This is a genomic window from Tianweitania sp. (assembly GCF_032053605.1).
Taxonomy (GTDB): domain Bacteria; phylum Pseudomonadota; class Alphaproteobacteria; order Rhizobiales; family Rhizobiaceae; genus Tianweitania.
The window spans coordinates 26,443-47,395 of sequence record NZ_DAMBUH010000004.1 but is presented as its reverse complement, the minus strand read 5'-3'; the positions used below and the strand labels follow the sequence as shown (position 1 = coordinate 47,395).

At 61.7% G+C, this 20,953-nt stretch carries 16 protein-coding genes and 1 pseudogene; 3 read left to right on the top strand and 14 right to left on the bottom strand.

All coding sequences use genetic code 11. The features are described 5' to 3' along the window. Positions 1-28: 28 nt before the first annotated feature. The 10 genes and pseudogenes from RTX98_RS02045 to RTX98_RS02000 all read right to left on the bottom strand — a co-directional run bounded on the left by RTX98_RS02045 (position 29) and on the right by RTX98_RS02000 (position 13,819). Positions 29-2,266, bottom strand: coding sequence for a glycosyltransferase family 4 protein (locus RTX98_RS02045; RefSeq protein ID WP_312794220.1), 2,238 nt, complete (start codon positions 2,264-2,266; stop codon positions 29-31). Continuing rightward, positions 2,263-5,396 (bottom strand): annotated as a pseudogene (locus RTX98_RS02040) (glycosyltransferase). The gene RTX98_RS02045 and the pseudogene RTX98_RS02040 overlap by 4 nt, the downstream one beginning before the upstream one ends. An 80-nt stretch (positions 5,397-5,476) precedes the next feature. After that, the gene (gene glf, locus RTX98_RS02035) at positions 5,477-7,699 is read right to left on the bottom strand and encodes a UDP-galactopyranose mutase (protein WP_312794219.1); all 2,223 of its coding nucleotides are present in this window, start codon (positions 7,697-7,699) and stop codon (positions 5,477-5,479) included. Between the two features lie 255 nt (positions 7,700-7,954). Further along, positions 7,955-8,377 carry a thioesterase family protein gene (locus tag RTX98_RS02030; RefSeq protein ID WP_312794218.1) on the bottom strand — a complete coding sequence of 141 codons (423 nt, stop codon included), beginning with the start codon at positions 8,375-8,377 and terminating at the stop codon, positions 7,955-7,957. Between the two features lie 22 nt (positions 8,378-8,399). Next, the gene (locus RTX98_RS02025; protein ID WP_416223048.1) at positions 8,400-9,383 is read right to left on the bottom strand and encodes a branched-chain amino acid ABC transporter permease; all 984 of its coding nucleotides are present in this window, start codon (positions 9,381-9,383) and stop codon (positions 8,400-8,402) included. Beyond that, positions 9,383-10,270: a branched-chain amino acid ABC transporter permease gene (locus tag RTX98_RS02020; protein ID WP_312794217.1), complete on the bottom strand. Its 888-nt coding sequence runs from the start codon at positions 10,268-10,270 to the stop codon at positions 9,383-9,385. Before RTX98_RS02020 ends, RTX98_RS02025 begins: the two co-directional genes overlap by 1 nt. Positions 10,271-10,338: 68 nt before the next feature. Continuing rightward, positions 10,339-11,535 (bottom strand): ABC transporter substrate-binding protein, encoded by a 1,197-nt coding sequence (locus tag RTX98_RS02015; protein WP_312794216.1) that lies wholly within the window; start codon positions 11,533-11,535, stop codon positions 10,339-10,341. Between the two features lie 43 nt (positions 11,536-11,578). Beyond that, complete coding sequence (locus RTX98_RS02010) at positions 11,579-12,325, bottom strand: ABC transporter ATP-binding protein (RefSeq protein WP_312794215.1); 747 nt, start codon at positions 12,323-12,325, stop codon at positions 11,579-11,581. Beyond that, positions 12,318-13,070, bottom strand: coding sequence for an ABC transporter ATP-binding protein (locus RTX98_RS02005; protein WP_312794214.1), 753 nt, complete (start codon positions 13,068-13,070; stop codon positions 12,318-12,320). Before RTX98_RS02005 ends, RTX98_RS02010 begins: the two co-directional genes overlap by 8 nt. 155 nt (positions 13,071-13,225) lie before the next feature. Next, positions 13,226-13,819, bottom strand: a complete 594-nt coding sequence (locus tag RTX98_RS02000) for a hypothetical protein (protein WP_312794213.1) — start codon at positions 13,817-13,819, stop codon at positions 13,226-13,228. Between the two features lie 150 nt (positions 13,820-13,969). Between RTX98_RS02000 and RTX98_RS01995 the strand changes: the two genes are divergently transcribed. Then, entirely contained in the window at positions 13,970-14,167 is a 198-nt protein-coding gene (locus RTX98_RS01995) for a BrnA antitoxin family protein (protein ID WP_312794212.1), read from the top strand. Positions 14,168-14,174: 7 nt separating this feature from the next. Here the strand turns inward: RTX98_RS01995 and RTX98_RS01990 are convergent, their stop codons facing one another. From RTX98_RS01990 to modA, 4 genes are read right to left on the bottom strand one after another with little or no spacing between them, the layout of a single operon-like run. Further along, the gene (locus RTX98_RS01990; protein ID WP_312794211.1) at positions 14,175-14,537 is read right to left on the bottom strand and encodes a winged helix-turn-helix domain-containing protein; all 363 of its coding nucleotides are present in this window, start codon (positions 14,535-14,537) and stop codon (positions 14,175-14,177) included. 14 nt (positions 14,538-14,551) lie between these two features. Beyond that, on the bottom strand, positions 14,552-15,661 hold the full coding sequence (gene modC, locus RTX98_RS01985) for a molybdenum ABC transporter ATP-binding protein (protein WP_312794210.1): 1,110 nt from the start codon (positions 15,659-15,661) through the stop codon (positions 14,552-14,554). Next, positions 15,658-16,359 (bottom strand): molybdate ABC transporter permease subunit, encoded by a 702-nt coding sequence (modB, locus tag RTX98_RS01980; protein ID WP_312794209.1) that lies wholly within the window; start codon positions 16,357-16,359, stop codon positions 15,658-15,660. Before modB ends, modC begins: the two co-directional genes overlap by 4 nt. A gap of 12 nt (positions 16,360-16,371) precedes the next feature. Further along, the gene (gene modA / locus RTX98_RS01975; protein WP_312794208.1) at positions 16,372-17,172 is read right to left on the bottom strand and encodes a molybdate ABC transporter substrate-binding protein; all 801 of its coding nucleotides are present in this window, start codon (positions 17,170-17,172) and stop codon (positions 16,372-16,374) included. A gap of 503 nt (positions 17,173-17,675) precedes the next feature. Here modA and RTX98_RS01970 point away from each other — a divergent pair. Beyond that, a complete protein-coding gene (locus RTX98_RS01970; RefSeq protein ID WP_312794206.1) occupies positions 17,676-19,403 on the top strand; it encodes a type I secretion system permease/ATPase in 1,728 nt (575 codons plus the stop codon). A 20-nt stretch (positions 19,404-19,423) separates the two neighbouring features. Next, positions 19,424-20,740: an HlyD family type I secretion periplasmic adaptor subunit gene (locus RTX98_RS01965; protein ID WP_312794204.1), complete on the top strand. Its 1,317-nt coding sequence runs from the start codon at positions 19,424-19,426 to the stop codon at positions 20,738-20,740. Positions 20,741-20,953: the final 213 nt, after the last annotated feature.

Below are 20,953 nucleotides of genomic sequence, written 5' to 3'. Positions count from 1 at the left end.
AAGCGCCGATCCATTTATCCCAAGGTCATCATCCAAGCGTACTCGCCGCCAGAACTTCCGCCAGTGGCTGATGCGGCTGACGCCGGCCACCGGCGATCTCCAGCGACAGAAGGCCGCTTGGGCAGTTGCGGCCATCATCCCAGCCGACATGATTGACCACGGGATATAGGCAGATGCCTTCGACCGGCACGCCGGCCTCGCGGGCTTTCTGCGTTTCATGCAGGATCATGCGCATCCATGATGCCCGGCGATCACCCTCCGTGCCGGTTTCGGCAACGATGATCGGACGGCCATAACGCGAATAGACTTCCGTCAGCACACGCCGGAAACGCTTGTAGCGGGGATCGTGCTCGTCGATCGGGCCGACCGCATGGACCCACTGATTGTCGAAATAATAGTTTACGCCGACAATATCGAGGAAGCGCTCTTCGCCGCCCAGCTGAGGCCAAGAGCGGCCGGCGATCATGTCCCAAGACTGGTACTGCGACTGGTGCCATCCTTGCGCATCGCGCCGATCATGCGACCAAGGTCCGCGCGGCAAGACGTTGATGGCCGGATCGCAATGCACGAAGCGCGCTCGGGGCTCGACATCCAGCACCTCGCGCATGGACGCCACCGAGGCCCGCACCATCTGCGCCTTGAGCTCGAAGCCGCGTCCGCGCGCAAAGGGGTTGAGATAGGCCACATCGCCGCCGCCCCAGGAAAAGAAGGACGGTTCGTTGACCGGACAATAAAACGGCACCTCTCCCGTTTCATCTTTCACCACCCGCGCCGCTGCACGCGAGAAACGCGCGAAACGATCGATGAAAGCAGGTGTCCAGACGTCGAGATCGTCCGGCCAGCCATAATGCAGCAGATCCCAGATCACCTGCGTGCCGGTATCGCGCGCCGCCCGCAGCATCGGCAGGAAACTCGACCAGTCATAGTGGCCGGGGCTTGTTTCGATCAGATGCCAGCGCAAACCATCGCGCACCGTGCGGATGCGATGTTCCGCAAGCTGACGGTAATCGTTCGCCACATTGTCGGCATGGCCGGTCATCGCCGTAAGGTCGAGCCGCGTCCGTTCATGGTCGCCGCGCCGATGCGTCGAACATTCGAACCCGCCTTGCAGGAAGGAGCGGAAGATCGTCGGCTTCGGCGCGGGCACCCGCTCCGCCAGCACGGCATCAAACAAAGCCTGCCACTGCGGGATCACCGCTAATGTGCTGTAGGTCGAACGCACCTTATGCTGCAGCGCCGAACCGAGCGCCTTTCGCAACGCCGGATTGTCGATCAGCCGGCGCATCGCGGCAGCAACCTCGGCCGGGTTCTCATGCCCGACAAAGATGCCGGACACGCCATCCTCGATCTGCTGCATCGAGCCGTTGTCGGCCGTCGCGATGACCGGCAGGCCGGCGGCACCCGCTTCGGCGATCACATGCGGCATCCCCTCGCCGCGCGACAGCCAGGTGAAGATGTCGAGCGAAGCAAGCACGGCCGGAATGTCGTCGCGGTCGCCAAGGAAATGCAACACGCCGTCGAGGCCAAGCTCGTGGCTGCGCCGATGCAGGCGCTCGGCATAGTCCGGCATAAAAGCATCCGGGCCACCAACCACGACAAAGCGCGCCGCTGGATGCGTCTTGTGCACGAGCGCTGCGGCCTCGATGAAATCCTCGACGCGCTTCTTGGCATCCAACCGGCCGACCCAGCCAATCAAGGGCGCACCTTTGGAAACGCCGAACTGCGCGCGCAGCGGCGCGGGCGTCACATCATCGAACTCGACGAGATCCACCATGGACGGGATTTCGAGTGCATGATCAGGCCGGTCCGGCATCTTGGATGCGGCGGCATCGCGGATCGACTGGCACACGCCGACATAGCGCGACGTGAAATGCTTTGGCCCAGCCAGCGCTTCCGAAACCAGCCCGCCATGCTCGATCAAGGGCGGACGATGATCCAGGATCTCCAGCGCCGGATAGATATCGGCGACGTTCTGGCTGGATACGACGATGTCGTAGTTCGGCACCTTGTGCGCGAGATACCAGACTGTATCGTCGAAGGAGAGGTCGTAAGGGACGGTATCGACATCGACGCCGAGCGCTTCCAGCTGCCGATGCGTCTGCTCGGGCATGCCGTCCTTGCGGAAGCAGGCAACCACGTCGATGCGGTAGCGCGCGGGATCGAGCGTGCGGGCGAGAAGCCGGATCTCGGTCTCCTCGCCCCCAACCACCAACCACGCGAAAACGAAGAGGATGCGGATGGGCTCGCCATCCTCTTTGATCGTCATTGCGGGTACTCGAACACGATCTGCAGGAAGTCGGGACGGTTGGCGACGAGATCGCCGAGGAACCGAGGCGCATCATCGATCGGCACGACATGGGTGATCATGTGCTCGGCGATCGCTTTGCCTTGAGCTTGCAACAGCTTAATCGTCTCGTTGGCCAGACGGCGACGGTCCCAGAGATGGTTGAGGCCGCGCGGCACGCGGTTGATCTGAGCGCAGCGCAGGTTGAGGCCGTTGTGGTGGAACTCCTCGCCGAGACGCAGACCGTTCGCGCCATCCTGGTAGAATGCGAGATCGATCACCGTGCCCTGCGGCCGCAGCGCACGCATGGCAAGATGCAGGCTTTCGGAACGGGCGCGTGTCTGGAACACGAAGTCCGCGCCGCGATCCGAGCCACCACCATTGTGCCAGCGCGCCTTGGCATATTGCCAGGCATCTTCCTCGGTCATGGCGGTCAGACCGAGCTTCTCGGCAATCTTGCGCCGGAACTCCGAAGGCTCCGCGACCACCACTTCCGAGGCGCCGACTTGTCTTGCAAACAGCGCCGTCATCAAGCCGACCGTGCCGCCGCCAAACACCAGCACCGGGCGGCCGGCAACGCCCTGGCCAAGCTCAGTGACGTTGTTGCCCAACATCTCGGCATCGGCATGCAGGATGCCGTTGGCCGCGATCGGACCCATCTGCGCGACGAACACGCCGAGCTTCGGGTCGATCTCCTTCGGCATGGCAAACAGCGCATCGTGGAAGGGGTCGGCAGTGTGGCCTGACTTGTGGCCGAAGGTCGTGGCGACAATGTCGCCATTGTTGAAGCCAGAGGTGCGGCTGTCGCTGACGCGGGCCACTTCCATGTAACCGAGGAACGGCAGGGGGTAACGGGCTTCCGGTTCGCCCTGGATGAACACGCCGCGCCCGCCATCCCAGCGCGACTTCAAGTAGGGATTGGTGTTCTTGACGAAGGTCAGCTCCGTGCCGGCCGAAAAGCCGGTGTAAAGCGTATCGAGGCGGACATGGCCGTCAGCTGGCGGACCTTCCTCGTACTGAAAGAAGTAAGCGCGTTCAGGTGCCTCGACGCCGAGCGAGCGGATGGTGCGGTGATCGGACATCTTAGGCTTCCTTAGTGGCGGCGAGGCTGACCGGTTTGCCGGTTTCCGCCGATTGCGCGATGGCCAGCGCCACGCGGTGGGTCTTCAGGGCTTCCTCATAGGAGCAGCGGATACGGTTCTCATCACCGCGCACGGCATCGATGAAGTCGCGATCCTCGTGCCAGACCGGATCGCCATGCGCGCCGCGCACCGGACGACCATGACCCGTATCCACCATGATCTCGCGATCCGTCAGCTCGATCGCCAGGCCGTCGGCAAAGAGGTGCAGGCCGACGCGGTGACCCCAACGCAGCAGGCAGGTGGATGCGAGATTGCCGATCGTGCCGTTGGCGAAGCGCAGGCTGGCCGTGCTCGCGGTCGGCACGTCGAGATCTGGGAAATCCGGCCGCGCCTTATGCGAAGCAAGGCCCGTCACCTCTGTGACTTCGCCGAACAGGAAGCGCGTCAGGTCGATGATATGCGTGGTCTGCTCCACGACCTGCCCGCCCGACATGTCCTTCTTCCACCACCAGGTGGGCGGCGGGGTCTGGTCGAGCCAGTAACCGGAAAACAGCTGCGCAGGATTGTCGGCCAAGAGGTTGCGGGCTTCCTCGACCGTATCGAGGTAACGCCAATGATAGCCGACGCCGGTGATGAGCCCGGCTTCCCTGACCTTGGCCGCGATGTCTTCGCCGGTCTCCAGATCGAGCGCGATCGGCTTTTCAACGAAGAAGGGCAGCTTGCGCGCAATCACGTCCCGCTCGGCCTCGCCATGGGCGAAAGGTGGCACGCAGATGTAGACGGCATCCAGCTCTTCATTGTCGAGCAACGCGCGGTGGTCGGCGTAAGCCTTGCCGCCATGCTCGGCAGCAACCGCTTCAGCGCGGCCGAAATCGGTGTCGGCGAAGGCTGCAAGCGTGACATCTTCGAACTGGCGGAGCACGCCGAGATGGCGCATCGCAATGCCCCCGGCGCCGATAAAGCCGAGACGGGTCTTTTCCATGGAAAACCTATGCAACTTGGAGGGGTAGCAGTGAACGATAAACGGCAACGGTCTCGGCAGCCATGCGGGCCGCCGTGAAGTGATCATGGAAGCGGCTGTGCAGATGCCCGGCAATCGCCTTGCGCTTGGCCGCATCCCTCAGCGCGTCGGTGAGGCAGTCGGCCAGCGAGGCCACGTCGCCGGGTTCAGCCAGCCACGCATGATCCTCGCCTAGTGCCTCGGTCGTGCCACCGATGCGGGTTGCCACAACGGGAACGCCGGCGCTCATGGCTTCCAGTACCACCAGCGGCAGGCCTTCGAACAAGGAGGGCAGGATCACGAGATCGGCCGCGCAAAGTAGGTCGGCCACATCGCGGCGCTCACCCAGGAAGCGCACACGGTCACGCAGGCCAAGCTCATCAACCTGCGCTTCGATCGTCTCGCGCTCCGGCCCATCGCCCACCAGCAGCAGCTGATAAGGAACTGGTACACGGTCGACGAGCATCCGCATCGCATCGAGCAGCACCGCGTGCCCCTTCTGCGGTGTGAACCGCGCGACCGTCAGCAGCAGCACGGCATCCGGCTCGATGCCGAGTTCGCGACGCAGCTCGTCACGAGCGCGGGAGGACTTGCGCTTGTCGATGCCGTTGCGCACCGCGACGATCTTGTCGTGGCTCAGGCCGGCATCGCGATAGCTGGCCGCGGCCGCTTCGGAAACGGTGATGACGCGGCCCACCAGCTCGATCGCTTCGGCATGGCCTCGCTGCTGGTCTTCATCGGTGAGAACAAAAGGTAGATGCTCAGTGCGCACCACCGGCAGCGCCATCTCCCGCGCGGCGCGGCCAAGGCCATGCCCTTCCCAAGCGATGCCGGCATGAACATGCACGAGGGACAGACCTGCATCCCGCAGCCAGTCCGCCACCGCTGCTTCCGGATCGTCCGCCAGCAAGGCCTGTGTTTGCAGGCCCAGCGCCTGCGCGCGCGCCAGAAAAGCCGGTCCGCCACCCTCGTCGGGAAAGGCAAGAACCGGCTCGAAGCTGTCGCGCAAGGCACAGCCCAGCGTCAGCATATGCTCGCCAACCCCTGAGGGAACCAGACTGTCGGTAACAATGCCAATCCGCAGGCGAGTTTTGGCAAATGCCGGTGCGTTCACTGCGCGGTCTCCGCCGCGGTTGCCACATCCACCAGCTTGCGATGGGTTGCCAGCGCCTGGCCCACCACCTGATCCATATTGTAGTAACGATAAGTCCCGAGCCGGCCGACGAAAGTCACATCCCGCTCAGCGCGTGCAAGCGCCTCATATTGCTTGAACAAGGCCTGGTTCTCCGGTCGCGGGATCGGATAATAAGGATCACCCTCCGCACAGGCAAATTCATAGCTGATGCTGGTCTTTGGATGTACCTGCCCTGTCAAATATTTATACTCGGTGACGCGGGTATAAGGCACCTTTTCCTGCGGATAGTTTACCACGGCCACAGGCTGGAACCGCCGCTGGTCGAGCGTTTCATGCTGGAAGCGCAGGCTGCGATAAGGCAGCGCACCGAAACGATGTCCGTAATAAGCGTCGATCGGACCGGTGAAGATCAGCTTCGGCGCAAGTCCTTCGGCACGCAGTTCCTCGAAGTCGACGCCAAGTTCCAGCGTGATGTTGGAATGATCCAGCATCGCCTCGAACATCGCCGTGAAACCGTCGGCCGGCATCGCCTGATAGGTATCGAGGAAGTAGCGATCGTCCGTCGAAGTGCGGGTCGGCACACGCGCCGTCACGGACTTGTCGAGCTCGCTGGGGTCGAGGCCCCATTGCTTGCGCGTGTAGCCTTGGAAGAAGGTCTCGTAGAGATCGGTGCCCACCGCCGAAACAACGACGTCGCGGGATGTACGAATGTCGGCAACGGGTTCCGCGCGGCTCAACAGATACGCTGCCGCCTGCGCTTCGTCGCGCAGATCGAGCCCGTAAAGGCCGTTCAGCGTTGTCCGGTTGATCGGCATCGGCAAGAGCTTGCCGCCGACATCGGCCAGCACGCGATGCTCATACGGGCGCCACCGGGTGAAACGGGAGAGATAGGCAAACACATCTTCCGAATTGGTGTGGAAGATATGCGGGCCGTAGCGATGCACGAGAACGCCGTGCTCGTCATAATGATCATAGGCATTGCCGGCGACATGCGGACGCTTGTCGCAAACGAGAACGCGCTTGTTCGAACCAGCCGCCAAACGCTCAGCCAGAACCGAGCCCGCGAAACCAGCGCCAACGATCAGATAATCATAGGGCTTCGAGCGGTCGGCCCGTCTGATGCGGGGCGCAGACAGATTTGGCGGCGTCGTGCTTCTGTTGTTGTTTGCCACAGCCTCTTCAACGAGGGCTGCCATGCGCGCATAGGTCTCGTCCCACGACATGGTGGCGAGCAGCGCATCGGCTTCAGCCAGCCAGTCAGCACCTCTCGCGGTCAAGGCTTGGCGGCATGCGGCGATGAACTCGGCATGGTTGCGCGCGATCGTCACCGCATCGATGTCGCCGTAATGGCGTTCCACATCGCGGATGGCAGTGGACACGACAGGCTTGCCGCCAGCGAGATATTCCGGCGTCTTGGTTGGCGAAATGAAGCGCGTCGCTTCGTTGATCGCAAACGGCATCAACGCCACGTCCCAACCGGCAAGATAGGCCGGCAGTTCGCCATAGGAGCGCTGCCCGAGATAATGGATGTTCTTGGCGCGCGGCAGATGCGCGGGATCAACCTTCACCACCGGCCCGACCATGACGATCGAGCACTGAGGCAGCGCCTTTGCGAGTTCGGCGATCAGGTCGAGATCGATGCGCTCATCGATCACGCCATAATAACCGAGCCTCGGACCGCTGATGCCAGCCTGATCGCCAGGAGTCGCGATCTTGCCGCCCCGCGCCTGCGCAAAATGGTTGGTGTCGACGCTGGACGGAAACGGATGAATGTTGTCGTGCCGGTCGGCCTTCGCCTCATAGATGCTGTAGCCGCCGGTAAACACGGCGTCGGCACGCTTGATCAAGGCGGCTTCCAGCTCCTTCAAGCGCGGCGGCGCAAAGCGAAAGGCGGACAGCTCATCCATGCAATCATAGATCACGGCAGAAGCTTCGACATGGTCGGCAAAGCCGAACATCATCGGCGTGTAAAACCACAACACCGGCTGCTTGATCTGTGTCAGCGCCAGCAATTCATCCAGCAGCCGCTTCAGCCCGGCCTCGCGCTCGGCCTCGCTCCACCAATGCGGCATGCGCGGGCGGATCGCGGTCACCTTGTCGGCGGGGAAGCGGTGGAATTCGAGATAAGGCAAGGGATGGTCGCAAGGGATCCATTCCTCGAAGATGAAGACGGCGCGCGTGCGCGCGAAGCGCGACATCAGGTGCTGCGGCCGCTGCAGCACGAAATCCCAGCGGAGGTGGGAAAAGCAGATCAGCGGAGGAAGGGCGTTGGACGTTTGCGAATCGGCGTGACGAGATACAGATGCGTCCAAGACAGTGCCCCTTTGATAGCCCCGTCTAACCATAAGATGCGTGCTTTGTTCCAGCCCTTCTTCAACCGATTGTGACAATTGCTGACAGCGCAACCAAGTAAGGATCTCTCAGCAGATTTTCGTGCTACTTTATTCCGGCTTCTATATTAGAATATTAGAAAGTACAGAGCGACTTTGTTCGCTGAGCGGATGAGAGCGCCGCGTGCTTTCGTCCATCTGAACGATGACGGATCTGGACACGGCAGCACAAGCACCATCCTGAAACAGCGCTTGCGACAGGTCGAAGGAAGATCGGCCGATCTTTGCTACAGCCGTGCCGATCACGATCTCGCCCGGCCAGTTCAACTCGGCACGAAAGTCAATCTCCAACCGAGCAATGACGAAGGCGCATCCCTCAGAAGCGAGGCTTCCTGCCTTGTCGTAGAGGATGGCAACACGCCCCGTTTCCAGCAAGGTGGAAAATACGGCATTGTTGACATGGCCTTGTCGATCGGTGTCGCCATAACGCAGCCTGTCCGTGACCTGATGTGGGTAGAAGCCGAGTTCGTCGAGGGGCTCGCTCACCAGACCCTCATCTCAAGGTGGGTCAAAGGGGCTTCCTGATCCACTTGGCAATGACGCCGACGATGCCTTCGCGGAACAGCATGACGCTGATTACGAAGATGCAGCCCTGGATGATCGTGACCCAAGCGCCGAAGCTCGCCAGATAGTTCTGCATCGTGACGATCACCGCAGCACCCACCAGCGGGCCAAACACGGTGCCCATGCCGCCTAGCAGTACCATCAGCACTACCTCGCCCGACATCGTCCAATAAACGTCGGTCAGCGACGCCAATTGGAAAACGATCGCCTTGGTGGCGCCGGCAAGGCCGGCAAAGGTGGCGGACAAAACGAACACGGTCAGCTTGTAGCTGTTGACTCGGTAGCCCAACGAGATGGCACGCGGCTCATTTTCGCGGATCGCCTTGAGCACCTGCCCAAAGGGCGAATGGATGATGCGATAGATCGCCAGCAATCCGCCAAAGGTGATCACCAGCACGACGAAATAGAGCGAGAAATCGGAGCGCATGCTGATCGCACCGAACAGATCGCCGCGCGGCACGTTCTGGATGCCGTCCTCGCCACCCGTAAACGGCGCTTGCAACGCTGCGAAGTAGACCATCTGTGCAAAGGCCAGCGTGACCATGGCAAAATAGATGCCCTGCCGCCGGATCGCCAGCAGGCCGATCACGGCACCCAGCACTGCGGCCGACAGCGTGCCGAGGATAATCGCGACTTCCGGTGTCAGTCCCCACACTCTCGCGGCATGGGCGGACACATAGGCCGCACTGCCAAAGAAGGCGGCATGGCCGAAGGACAGCAAGCCGCCGAAACCCAGCAAAAGGTTGAGCGCACAAGCAAACAGCGCAAAACACATCACCTTCATCAGGAACACCGGATAAAGGAAGAAGGGCGCAGCCAGCGAAAGCAGAAGCAGCAAAGCGAAGATCACGAGGTGGTGGCGCGGCATCGAGCCGCTTGCCTGTTCCACGACGATCGGTGCTTCGTTGGTGTCAGTGATCGCAGTCATCAGGCGGTCCTTCCGAACAGGCCAGCGGGCTTGACCAGGAGCACGATCGCCATGATCACAAAAATCACCACGGACGAGGCTTCAGGGTAAAAGACCCGCGTCAGTCCTTCAATGACGCCGAGACCAAATCCAGTGACGATGGAACCCAAAATCGAGCCCATGCCGCCGATTACGACCACGGCAAAAACGACGATGATCAGGTCGGCACCCATATTGGGGTTCACCGAATAGATCGGTGCCGCCAGCACGCCGGCGAAGGCTGCCAGCGCCACGCCGAAGCCGTAGGTCAGCGTGATCATGCGCGGCACGTTGATACCGAAGGCCCCAACGAGCGTCGGGTTTTCCGTGGCGGCGCGCAAATAGGCGCCGAGCCTTGTTTTCTCGATCACGAACCAGGTGGTGAGGCAGACCACCAGCGAGGCCACAACCACCCAGCCGCGATAATTCGGCAGGAACATGAAGCCGAGATTCTGTCCGCCCGCCAACTGGCTCGGGATCGTATAGGGCAGTCCGGAGATACCATACTGGTTGCGCGCCAAGCCCTGGATGATCAGCGCCAGACCGAAGGTCAGCAACAACCCATAGAGATGGTCGAGGTGGTACAAACGCGAGATCAGCAGCCGCTCGAGGATCACCCCAAGAATCCCGACGCCGATCGGCGCAAGGAGCAGAGCCCACCAGTAGTTCACGCCGAAATAGTTGAGCAACACCCAGGAGGCCAACGCGCCCAGCATGTACTGCGCGCCGTGGGCGAAGTTGATGATGTTCAGCAGGCCGAAGATGATGGCAAGGCCGAGCGACAGAATCGCATAAAAAGCACCATTGATCAGGCCGAGCAGCAACTGCCCGAACAAAGCCTGCGGCGGAATACCCAAAAGCTCGATCATTCAACGATCCTGCGAGGTAAGAAAACGCCGCGCCTTGTGTGTCGAACCGGCGCGGCGAAGGGGTGCGTTTACTTGATCAGGGAGCAGCCGCCCTTGTCGAGCGGACGGAAAGACTGCTCGGCCGGGATCGTGGACACCAGATTATAGAGATCCCACTCGCCCTTGGATTCTTCCGGCTTCTTGACCTGGAACAGGTAGGACTGGTGGATCTTGCGGCCGTCGGCGCGGATCATGCCCTTGCCAAACAGGATGTCGTCGGTCGGCGTTTCCTTCATCTTGGCCATGACCTTTGTCGCGTCCTTGTCGCCAAGCGCTTCAACTGCCTTCAGATAATGCAAGACGCTGGCATAAACGCCGGCCTGCACCATGGACGGCTTCTTGTTCATCTTCTCTTCGAAGCGCGCCGACCATTCGCGGGTCTGATCGTTCAGATCCCAATAGAAGCTTTCGGTCAGCATCAAACCCTGCGCCGTCTGCAGTCCGAGGGAGTGCACGTCATTGGCGAAAACCAGCAGGCCGGCCAATTGCTGACCGCTTTGCGCCAGACCGAATTCCGACGCCTGCTTCACAGAATTGATCGTGTCGCCGCCGGCATTGGCGAAGGCCACGACCTGCGCACCCGATGACTGCGCCTGCAGCAGATAGGACGAGAAATCCGTGCCCGGGAATGGATGGCGGATCGATCCGACAACCTCGCCGCCGCCTTCCTTCACCACCTCGGTCGCGTCGCGTTCCATGGCCTGACCAAAGGCATAGTCAGCCGTCACGAAGAACCACTTCTTCCCACCATTGGCGACCACGGCGCTCGCCGTGCCATGCGCGAGCTGCCAGCTGTCATAGGTCCAGTGCACCGTATTCGGCGAGCACGCCTTGCCGGTCAGATCCGACGTGCCGCCGCCGGAATTCAGGAAGATCTTGTTCTTCTCGCGCGTGATCTCGGCGACCGCCAGGGCGGCCGATGAGGTCGGCACATCGAGAATGGCATCGACGCCGTCCTGGTCGTACCATTGGCGCGCGATGTTGGAAGCAATGTCCGGCTTGTTCTGATGATCGGCCGAGATGATCTCGACCTTGATACCCTTGTCAGCGGCCTTGTAGTCCTCAACGGCCATTTGTGCGGCGACCACCGAGCCCTCGCCGGCCAGATCGGAATAAACGCCCGAGCGGTCGTTCAGCACGCCGAGTTTTACAGCGACATCGGCGAATGCCGTGCTGGCGAACAAGCTCGCAACCAGGCTGGCAACCAGAAATCCCGTCTTCTTCATTCCACTCTCCTCCATATTGGCGTTTTCGCCTTATCGTGCCCAGTCAAACGCCCAGATAGGCGTGCAATTTACCCTCGTTCGCCTGAAGATCGCGGTTCTCTATCATGTCGATCGTGCGCCCCTGCTCCACGATGTAATGGCGGTCGGCAACCGACGCCGCGAAGTGGAAGTTCTGTTCCACCAGCACGATCGTGAAGCCCTCATTCTTCAGCCGCGAAATCGTATGGCCGATCTGCTGCACGATCACGGGCGCAAGTCCTTCGGTGGGTTCATCGAGCAGAAGAAGCTTGGCGCCGGTGCGCAAAATGCGGCCGATCGCCAGCATCTGCTGTTCGCCGCCCGACAGCTTGGTGCCCTGGCTGGAAAGCCGCTCTTTCAGGTTCGGAAACAGCTCGAAGATCTGCTGCACGGTCAAACCGCCTTCGCGCACTTTCGGCGGCAGCATCAGATTTTCCTCCACCGACAGCGAAGAAAAGATGCCGCGCTCTTCCGGGCAGATCGCGATGCCAGCCTTGGCGACATAGCGTGCCGGCGAATGCATCAACTCCTTGCCTTCAAAGGTGATCGAACCCTTGCGCTTGGCAATCATGCCCATGATCGACTTCAGCGTCGTGGTCTTGCCGGCACCATTGCGGCCAAGCAGCGTCACCACCTCGCCGGCCCGAACATCGAAGTTGATGCCGTGCAGCACATGGCTTTCGCCATACCAAGCTTCGAGATCGCAGACCGTCAGCAGCGCGTCGGCGCGGGAAATGACTTCCGGACGGGTTGCAACGCCAGCATCAGCCATGACCGGCTCCGATATAGGCTTCCACGACGCGCGGGTCCTGGGACACGGTGGCGTAATCGCCTTCCGCCAGAACCTTGCCGCGCGCGAGAACGGTGATCGTGTTCGACAGCGTCGCGACCACGGACAGATTGTGTTCCACCATCAGGATCGTGCGATTGGCGGAAATGCGCTTGATCAGCGCCGTGATGCGCTCGACATCGGCCTGCGCCATGCCGGCCATTGGCTCGTCGAGCAGCAGCATTTCCGGGTTGAGCGCCAGCGTGGTGGCGATTTCCAGCGCCCGTTTCCGGCCATAGGAAAGCTCGCTGGCCGAAGTGTTGGTGAAATCTGAAAGTCCCACTTCCGCCAGCAAACCGCGCGCTTCCTCGTCGAAGCGCGACAGGATCTTCTGCGAGCGCCAGAAATCGAAACTGTCGCCGCGCCGCCGCTGCAAGGCGATGCGCACATTCTCCAGCGCGGTGAGATGCGGAAACACTGCCGAAATCTGAAACGAGCGTACAAGGCCGAGCCGCGCAATATCGGCCGACGACATCGCGGTGATGTCCTTGCCATCATAGGTGATCGTCCCGCGCGTCGGCGGCAGGAACTTGGTCAGAAGATTGAAGCAGGTCGTCTTGCCTGCCCCGTTCGGGCCGATCAAGGCGTGGATCTGGCCACGGCGGACCCGAAGGTTCACACCGTCCACGGCGACAAAGCCCTTGAACTCCTTGGTCAGGTTCTCAGCCGCCAGAATGACGTCGCTCATTATCCCTCACGTTCCCACCTGCATCGCTGATGCGATGCGCTTCCTGTGAGACCTCCTCCCAAGAGGGCTCATGCCGACCGGCAGCAAGCGGCTCCCATCCGCTTGCGTTAAGGAAGATGCACAGTCCTCGGCGAGGACGCAAGTGCACCTAAGGGCTAAGATGCTCCTGAAATTTTCGTGAGTTGCGCCACGTCAACGGTGCCACTTTGGCTGGTGAACGTCAGAGTTGCAGAGGCCGATTGTGCCTGCGCCACGCCGTGGATGCGATGGTCGCCGGTATCATAGACACTGATCGTGCCGCCCTCATCGATCACCAAACGCCGTTTCTCGGGGAAGACGGCATAGCGCATCGCGTTCTGCGATCCGGATGTCGACGGAGAGCCGAGGTCGGACGGCCACCACTGATTACCTGCCTGTCGCCCGGTTTCGGCTTCTTCTTGCCGGACTGGTGCTGCGGAAGACGTCCGAACATCCGACTTCGCGTCAGACGCAGGCGTATTCTTCAAATAAGCGGCAAGCTCGGTCGCGACCGCGTCAAGCTTGCCTTTCATGCCGGTGTTGAACATGTCGCCCACCATCGTCATGCCCGGCGACCATTGTGCCATGCCGCCAAAGTCCGGGTGGCTGAACTGTGCCATTCCGCCACCGCGCCGCAGCGCATCGAGCACGGTCTTGACCGCGTCTCTTGAGAGATCGTGGCGCACCGCAAGGCGGGTCAACAACGCTTCTTCTCTGACATCACTGGCCATAAATCTCGGCTCCTTCGCTTGTTCGAAGGACAACCCGTCCAGCGGTCCGCCTGTTCCAGCAGAGCCGAAAAGATGAGCGCGCAGGTTGTCTTTTCAAGCACGTAAGGAGATGCTAATGTCCAGCTTGGAATGCAGCACCGGAGTGCGGCAATGACACCTGAAAACAACACCTTTTCCACAACGAGGATCGAGCTCCCCGTTGGCCCTCGCCTGCAGGCGCTCGACGCCAACCGGCGCGTCGACATCACCGTCGATCTCGACCGAGACGTCGTCAGCAAGTTTCAGGCAACCGGACCCGGCTGGCGTGAACGGATGGAAGCCGTTCTGAGCACGGCGAAACTCGCTTAACGCACGATCAATCGGGCAGCGCGGTCTCCTGAGGCTGCGCCATCTCTGCCTGCAACGCATCCATATGTTCCTGCGCGGCGCGCGTGGCTGCCTCTTCCACCGCACGATATCGGCTGACCAGCATCTCACCCATATCAGTCAGTTGTGCGCCGCCGCCGTGTTTCCCGCCCGTTTGCGCGTCCACCACCGGGCGGCCGAACATGCGCTTCATTTCTTCAACGAGATCCCAGGCTCGCTTGTAGGACATGCCCATCTGCCGGGCCGCGGCAGAAATCGAGCCTGAGGCCGCGATCTGCTCGAGCAGGTCGATCTTGCCCGAGCCGATGCGGCCGGCCGGATCAAGCTTGATGCGCAGGCTGATCGACGGCATGATGAGGCATATCCTTATTGATCGGCGGCGGGATGACGAAAGGCGGCAGCGCCACCCTCGAAGCTCACCGCCTTGATCACAAGGTATAAACGCTGTCCGGTTCGGAGCGCCATGGTTTCGAGCGACCGCCGCGTGATGCGCGAAAACAAGCGATCATCGCCGCACACCAGCGTCACGAGAACATCCGGCCCCTCGCCTGTGTCTATACCGGCGACAACGCCCTCCAACACATTGAGCGCGCTGATACCGCTTGGCTTCTCCGTCGCAAGCATCACATCGCGCGCCCGCACCCGCACGCGGACTTTGGTGCCGGTCGCCGCCTCGATCCGCGGCAGACGCCATTCGCCGCTCTTGGAGCGCAGAACGGTCAACCCATAGGCAGACTCATGCTCGTCAACGACCAGTTCGACCAGTGCGCCGGCCTCCGCCTTTTCGCTGGCAGGCAGAAGGTCATGGCGCGCCAGAACATCCGCGGCCGGCCCGTGCGACAGCACGCGTCCGCCCGACAGGATCACGACGTCGTTGGCCAGCCGCGCCACTTCGGCAACGGAATGGCTGACATAGATGATCGGGATCTTCGTTTCGTCGCGCAGCCGCTCGATATAGGGCAGGATCTCCGCCTTGCGCGCATCGTCGAGTGCGGCCAGCGGCTCGTCCATCAGCATCAGCCTGGGGCTGGCAATCAGCGCGCGCCCGATTGCGACACGCTGTTTTTCACCGCCCGACAAAGCGTCCGGCCGGCGCTGAAGCAGATGGCCGATGCCCAGCAGTTCCACCACGCCATCCATGTCGGCATAGCGCTCTCCCTTGGGCGCAAACCATCGCCCGTAACGCAGGTTCTGGCTCACCGTCAGATGCGGAAACAAACGCGCATCCTGGAAAACATAGCCGATCCGGCGCTTGTGCGGCGCCAAGAAGATGCGCTGGGTCGTATCCACCAACACCGTGTCGCCAACAACGATCCGGCCTTGGTCGGGCTTGGTCAAACCCGCAATCAGATTGACCAGCGACGTCTTGCCGGAGCCGGACTGGCCAAACAAAGCCGTTAGCGCTCCACTGCCCGCAAAGGTGGCTTCCAGCGTGAAAGAACCGAGTCTCTTTTTCAGATCGACGGAGATCGTCATTCGATTGCGATCTGCCGATTGAGCCGCCGCGCCATGACTTCGGACGCGATTAGCGCGACCATGGCGATAACAACCGAAACGAGGGTCAGCCGCAGCGCGCCGAACTCGCCGCCCGGAACCTGCGTGAAGGTGTAGATGGCGGACGGAAGCGTCTGCGTTTCCCCGGGAATGTTGGACACGAAGGTGATAGTCGCGCCGAACTCACCCATCGCCTTGGCGAAAGCGAGGATCATGCCGGCGATGATGCCGGGCAGGATCAGCGGCAGGGTGATGGTCGCGAAGACCCAGGCAGGGCTGGCGCCCAGCGTGCCGGCTGCAGCTTCCAGCTTGCGATCCACGGCCTCGATCGACAGGCGGATGGCACGCACCATCAGCGGAAAGGCCATCACGCCACAGGCAAGCGCGGCACCTGTCCAGCGAAAGGAAAAGACGATCCCGAAGGCGCTATCGAGGAAGGAACCGACCGGCGCACGCCGCCCAAAGGTGAGAAGCAGGACATAACCGGTGACCACCGGTGGAAGAATGAGGGGCAAGTGCACGATGCCGTTGAGCAGCGACTTGCCCCAGAACTCCCGGCGCGCCAGCACATAGGCGACGAGAATGCCGAGAGGCAGGCTTGCGATCGTTGCCCAGAAGGAAACGCGGAGCGACAGCCGCACGGCGTTCCATTCGTCAGGACTGAGCGCAAGCCATTCCATTCCCATCCAGCCTTACTTGGCAGTGCCGGGGAGAACCGTGAAGCCCTGCGCTTCAAACAGCTTCTTGGCTTCTGCCGTCTTCAGGTACTCGAGGAATGCGCCGGTATCGGCCGACTTGGCTTCGGCCGTCTGGGCGGCCGGATAGATGATCGGGTCATGGCTGTCTTCCGGGAACACGCCCACCACCTTCACCTTCTTTTCCGCGACCGCATCCGTCTCATACACGATTCCGAGCGGCGCCTCCCCCGTGGCGACCAAGGCCAGTGCGGCGCGCACGTTTTCAGCCTGCGCGACATTGCCGGAAACCGACTTCCAGACGCCGAGATGTTCCAGCGCATCCTTGCCATACTTGCCGGCCGGAACGGAGTTGACATTGCCCATGGCGAGCTTGCCGCCCTTCAACAGACCGGCCAGATCGAAGTCTTTTTTGATGTCGGTCGTCACCGCCGCATCGGCAGGCGCAACCAGCACGATGCGGTTTGCCAGAAGCTGCACTTCGGTGTCGGTCTTGATGAGCTTCTTATCCCCGAGATAGTTCATCCAGTCGAGATCAGCGGACACGAACACGTCAGCCGGCGCACCCGATTCGATCTGCTTGGCGAGCGCCGAGCTTGCAGCATAGGAGATGGTGGCTTCCTTGCCGCTTGTCGCCTTCCACGCCGCATTGATGCTGTCGAGCGCGTTCTTCAGGCTGGCTGCCGCGAAGACGGTGACCTTTTCCTGTGCCTGGGCAGCTGAAACGAAGCTTCCCACGCTCGACACAGCGAAGAAAGCGGCAACTGCAAAACCTGCAACCTGTCTGCGGTTGAACATCGGAACTCCTGATGATGACCGGCGGACCCTCTGCCCTCCGTTATATTCTTATAAACATAACGCCGATGCCGCGTCCATCGGTGATGGACGGTACAGCAATCAGCATTTGAAAGCGCGATAGAACAGCTTAGATGCGAGAGTCGCAAGCAAAACTGCTTTATCTGATAGTACAGTAACCGCAACACCGTTAAAAAGCGGAACCATCCAGCAAGCAAAATGACAATCTTCGCCACAAAGAACCCAACTTTACTTTGCAATTTGCCGGGAATGGACGTATTCCCAAAGGGTTCCGTCGGACTCGGTAGCAGACCGCGCGACTTTCGATGCACTGAAATGAGAAGCAAGGCAGCGTGTCGCCCATCAAACGCTTGAGAACAGATGATCGCGATCATCCGACATGGCCGGCACGAACATGCCACGGCTTCGCGCGCCCACTTTGAAGACCCTTCATTCCCTCGTCCCCATGCGACTTCTCGGCAGCGACATGACGCGCAGGCATTTCCATGAATAAATCCGACACGTTCAAAGACGCCCTGCGCAGCTATCGCGCGATCTTCGGCGCCGTGGTGCTGTTCAGCGCCGCCATCAACACGCTGATGTTCGTTGGCCCGCTTTACATGCTACAGGTCTATGATCGCGTGCTGCAAAGCCGCAGTGAAGTCACGCTGATCGCGCTGACCGTCATCGCCGTCACCATGCTGATCATCTACGGCGTGCTGGAATGGATCCGCTCCCGTGTTCTGGTGCGCGCCGGCATGCAGTTCGACAATGTGATGGCGAGCCCGCTCTTTTCGCGCGTCGTATCCAGCGCCCTCGCTGCTCCCGGCGCAAAGTCCGAATTTGCCCTCGTCGACATCGATCGCCTGCGCGAGTTCCTCACCGGCTCCGGCCTCATTTCGCTGTGCGATGTGCCGTGGGTGCCGGTGTTCCTGGCCGTCTGCTTCTTCTTCCACCCGTATATCGGCTGGGTGGCAACGGCGGGTGCTGTGGTCATCTTCGTGCTCGCGATCCTCAACGAGTTCACCACCAAGAAGACGCTGAACGACGCCAACTCCGCGTCCCAGGCCGCCCAGCATTTCGCCAACACGACGTTGCAGAACGTCGAGGTCATTCGCGCGCTTGGCATGGAAACCAGCCTGCGCGGTCGCTGGAATGCAATGCACCGCAAGACGCTGGAACTCCAGGCCACCGCCAGCGACCGCGCCGGCGTGCTGGTTTCGGCCTCCAAATTCGTCCGCATGGTGCTGCAGGTCGCGATCCTCTGCACCGGCGCTTACCTCGTGCTGGAGCGCGAAATGAGCCCCGGCATGATGGTCGCCGCCTCCATCATGATGGGCCGCGCGCTTGCGCCGGTGGATCAGGTCGTCGGCCAGTGGAAGCAGTTCATCGGTGCCCGCAGCGCGTATAATCGCCTGAACGAACTCTTCACGCGCGTGCCCGGCGAAACCGAGCGCCTGCAACTGCCCGCCCCCACCGGCCAGTTTTCCACCGAAGGCTTGGTGATCGCCCCTCCCGGCTCGCGCAACCCGATCGTGGCCGGCGTTTCCTTCGCGCTGGAGCCCGGCGAAGCATTGGCGCTGGTCGGCCCAAGCGGCGCCGGCAAGTCCAGCCTCGTGCGTGCCTTGGTCGGCGTCTGGCAGCCGATCGCCGGTGGCGTCCGTCTTGACGGTTCCGAGCTGCAGCACTGGAACAAGGACGAACTCGGCACCTATGTCGGCTATCTCCCCCAAACGGTGGAGCTGTTTGCTGGAACCATCGCCGAAAACATTGCCCGCTTCCGCGATGCCACCGCCGAGGAGATCGTGCTGGCGTCTCAGCGCGCCGGCGTGCACGAGATGATCCAGGCCCTGCCCGATGGCTACGAAACGCAGATCGGCATCAGCGGACGGCAGCTGTCCGGCGGCCAACGTCAGCGCATCGGCCTCGCCCGCGCTTTGTTCGGCGATCCCGCTGTGCTGATCCTCGACGAGCCCAACGCCAATCTCGACATGGATGGCGAGGAGGCGCTTGTGCGTTCGCTCAAGGATCTCAAGGCCCGCAACCGCACGGTGATCTTCGTGAGCCACAAGATCGGCCTGCTCGCCTTGAGCGACAAGGCGTTGATCCTGGCCGATGGCCGCATGCGCGCTTTCGGCCCAACCCGCGAAGTGCTGCAGCCCAAGGCCGTGGCGCCCTTACCCGTGGTCAATCAACCAGCGGTCGCAGCCCGCGCAATGACGGTGGCAAGCTGATGATCGGCAAGATGCTCACGATGAAGAAAGCCCCGAAGCAGCCCGCCGACGGCTTTTCCCCGCGCCCCTTCGTGCTGGCCGGCTATGTGACGGTCGCGCTCGCCTTCGGCGTGTTCGGCACCTGGGCATCCACCGCGCCTTTGTCGAGCGGCGTTGCGGCGCAGGGTCAGGTCGTCGTGTTCAGCAACCGCAAGGTTATCCAGCACCTTGAAGGCGGCATCGTGCAGGAAATCCCGGTTCAGGAAGGCGATGTCGTTCAACCCGGCGATGTTCTGGCGCGTCTTCAGCCCAATCAGGCGCAAGGCAATTTCGACATCCTCAGCCAGCGCTACAATCTCCTGCGTGCCACCGAAGCGCGTTTGCAGGCCGAAAGTGCCAATCTCGACAAGATCGAGTTCCCCGCCGACCTGCCGCTCACCGACGACAAGGGCGAGGAGCCGCTTTATATCCGGCTGCAGCACAACTCCTTCCGCGATCGCCTCGCCACCAAGAAGGGTCAGATCGACATTCTCGGCGCGCGCATCGACCAGCTCCAGAACGAGATCGGCGGGTTGGATGCCCAGCGCGAATCCTTCTCCGAGCAGGCCAGCTCCATGGTGGAAGAAATCCGCCGCATGACGCGGGGCCAGAAAGGCGGCGTCGTTGCCACCAACCAGGTCGCGCAGCTCACCCGTTCGCGCATCGAGGTCGAAGGCAATCTCGGCCGCATCGTTGCCGAAACCGCCAAGGTCAACCAGACCATCGCCGAAACCAAGCTGCAGATCCTGCAGATCAACCAGGAATTCGTCGAGCGCGCCAGCAATGAGCTGCGCGAGGTCCGCGACCAGCTCAACGAGACCGGCGAGCGCGTCAAGCAGGCCCGCGACATCCTGGATCGCACGGTGATCCGCGCGCCGGTGCGCGGCATGATCCAGAACATCCAGATTCATACAAAGTCCGGCGTCATCCGTCCGGCCGAGCCCCTGATGGACCTGATCCCGTTGGACGAAAACCTGATCATCAACGCCCGCGTCCGCCCCGTTGACATCGACAATGTCGCCATCGGCAACGTCGCGGAAGTTCGGCTGTCCTCCTTCTCCAGCCGCACGACGCCGGTGATTTTTGGCACGGTGCATGTGCTGTCACAAGACGTGGTGCAGCCGGAAGACGGTCGGTCCGAGCCCTACTACGTCGCCCGCGTGCAGGTTGCCGAGCAGGACGTGCCGGCCAACGTCAAGGGTCGCCTCGTGCCCGGCATGCCGGCAGATGTGATCTTTGTCGGCCCGGAGCGCACGCTGGTGCAATACATCACCAAGCCGATGCGCGATGCCTTCTCCAAGGGCATGCTGGAGGAATAAACTGCCGGCGGGAGAGCCCCGCAGACGGTCACGACGACATCCATCCTTTGCCGCAAAAGGATGCGAGAAAGACGCACTACCATCGCCTAGAGAGGTCCCATGCGCATTCTCCAGTTCCGCAAGCCGACGCCCAGCCCCGCTGTTCTCGTGATGCAGCAGGACTGGTCCCAGCAGGAAATGGCGGACTTCTACCGCGCCCATCACCTGCTCGCG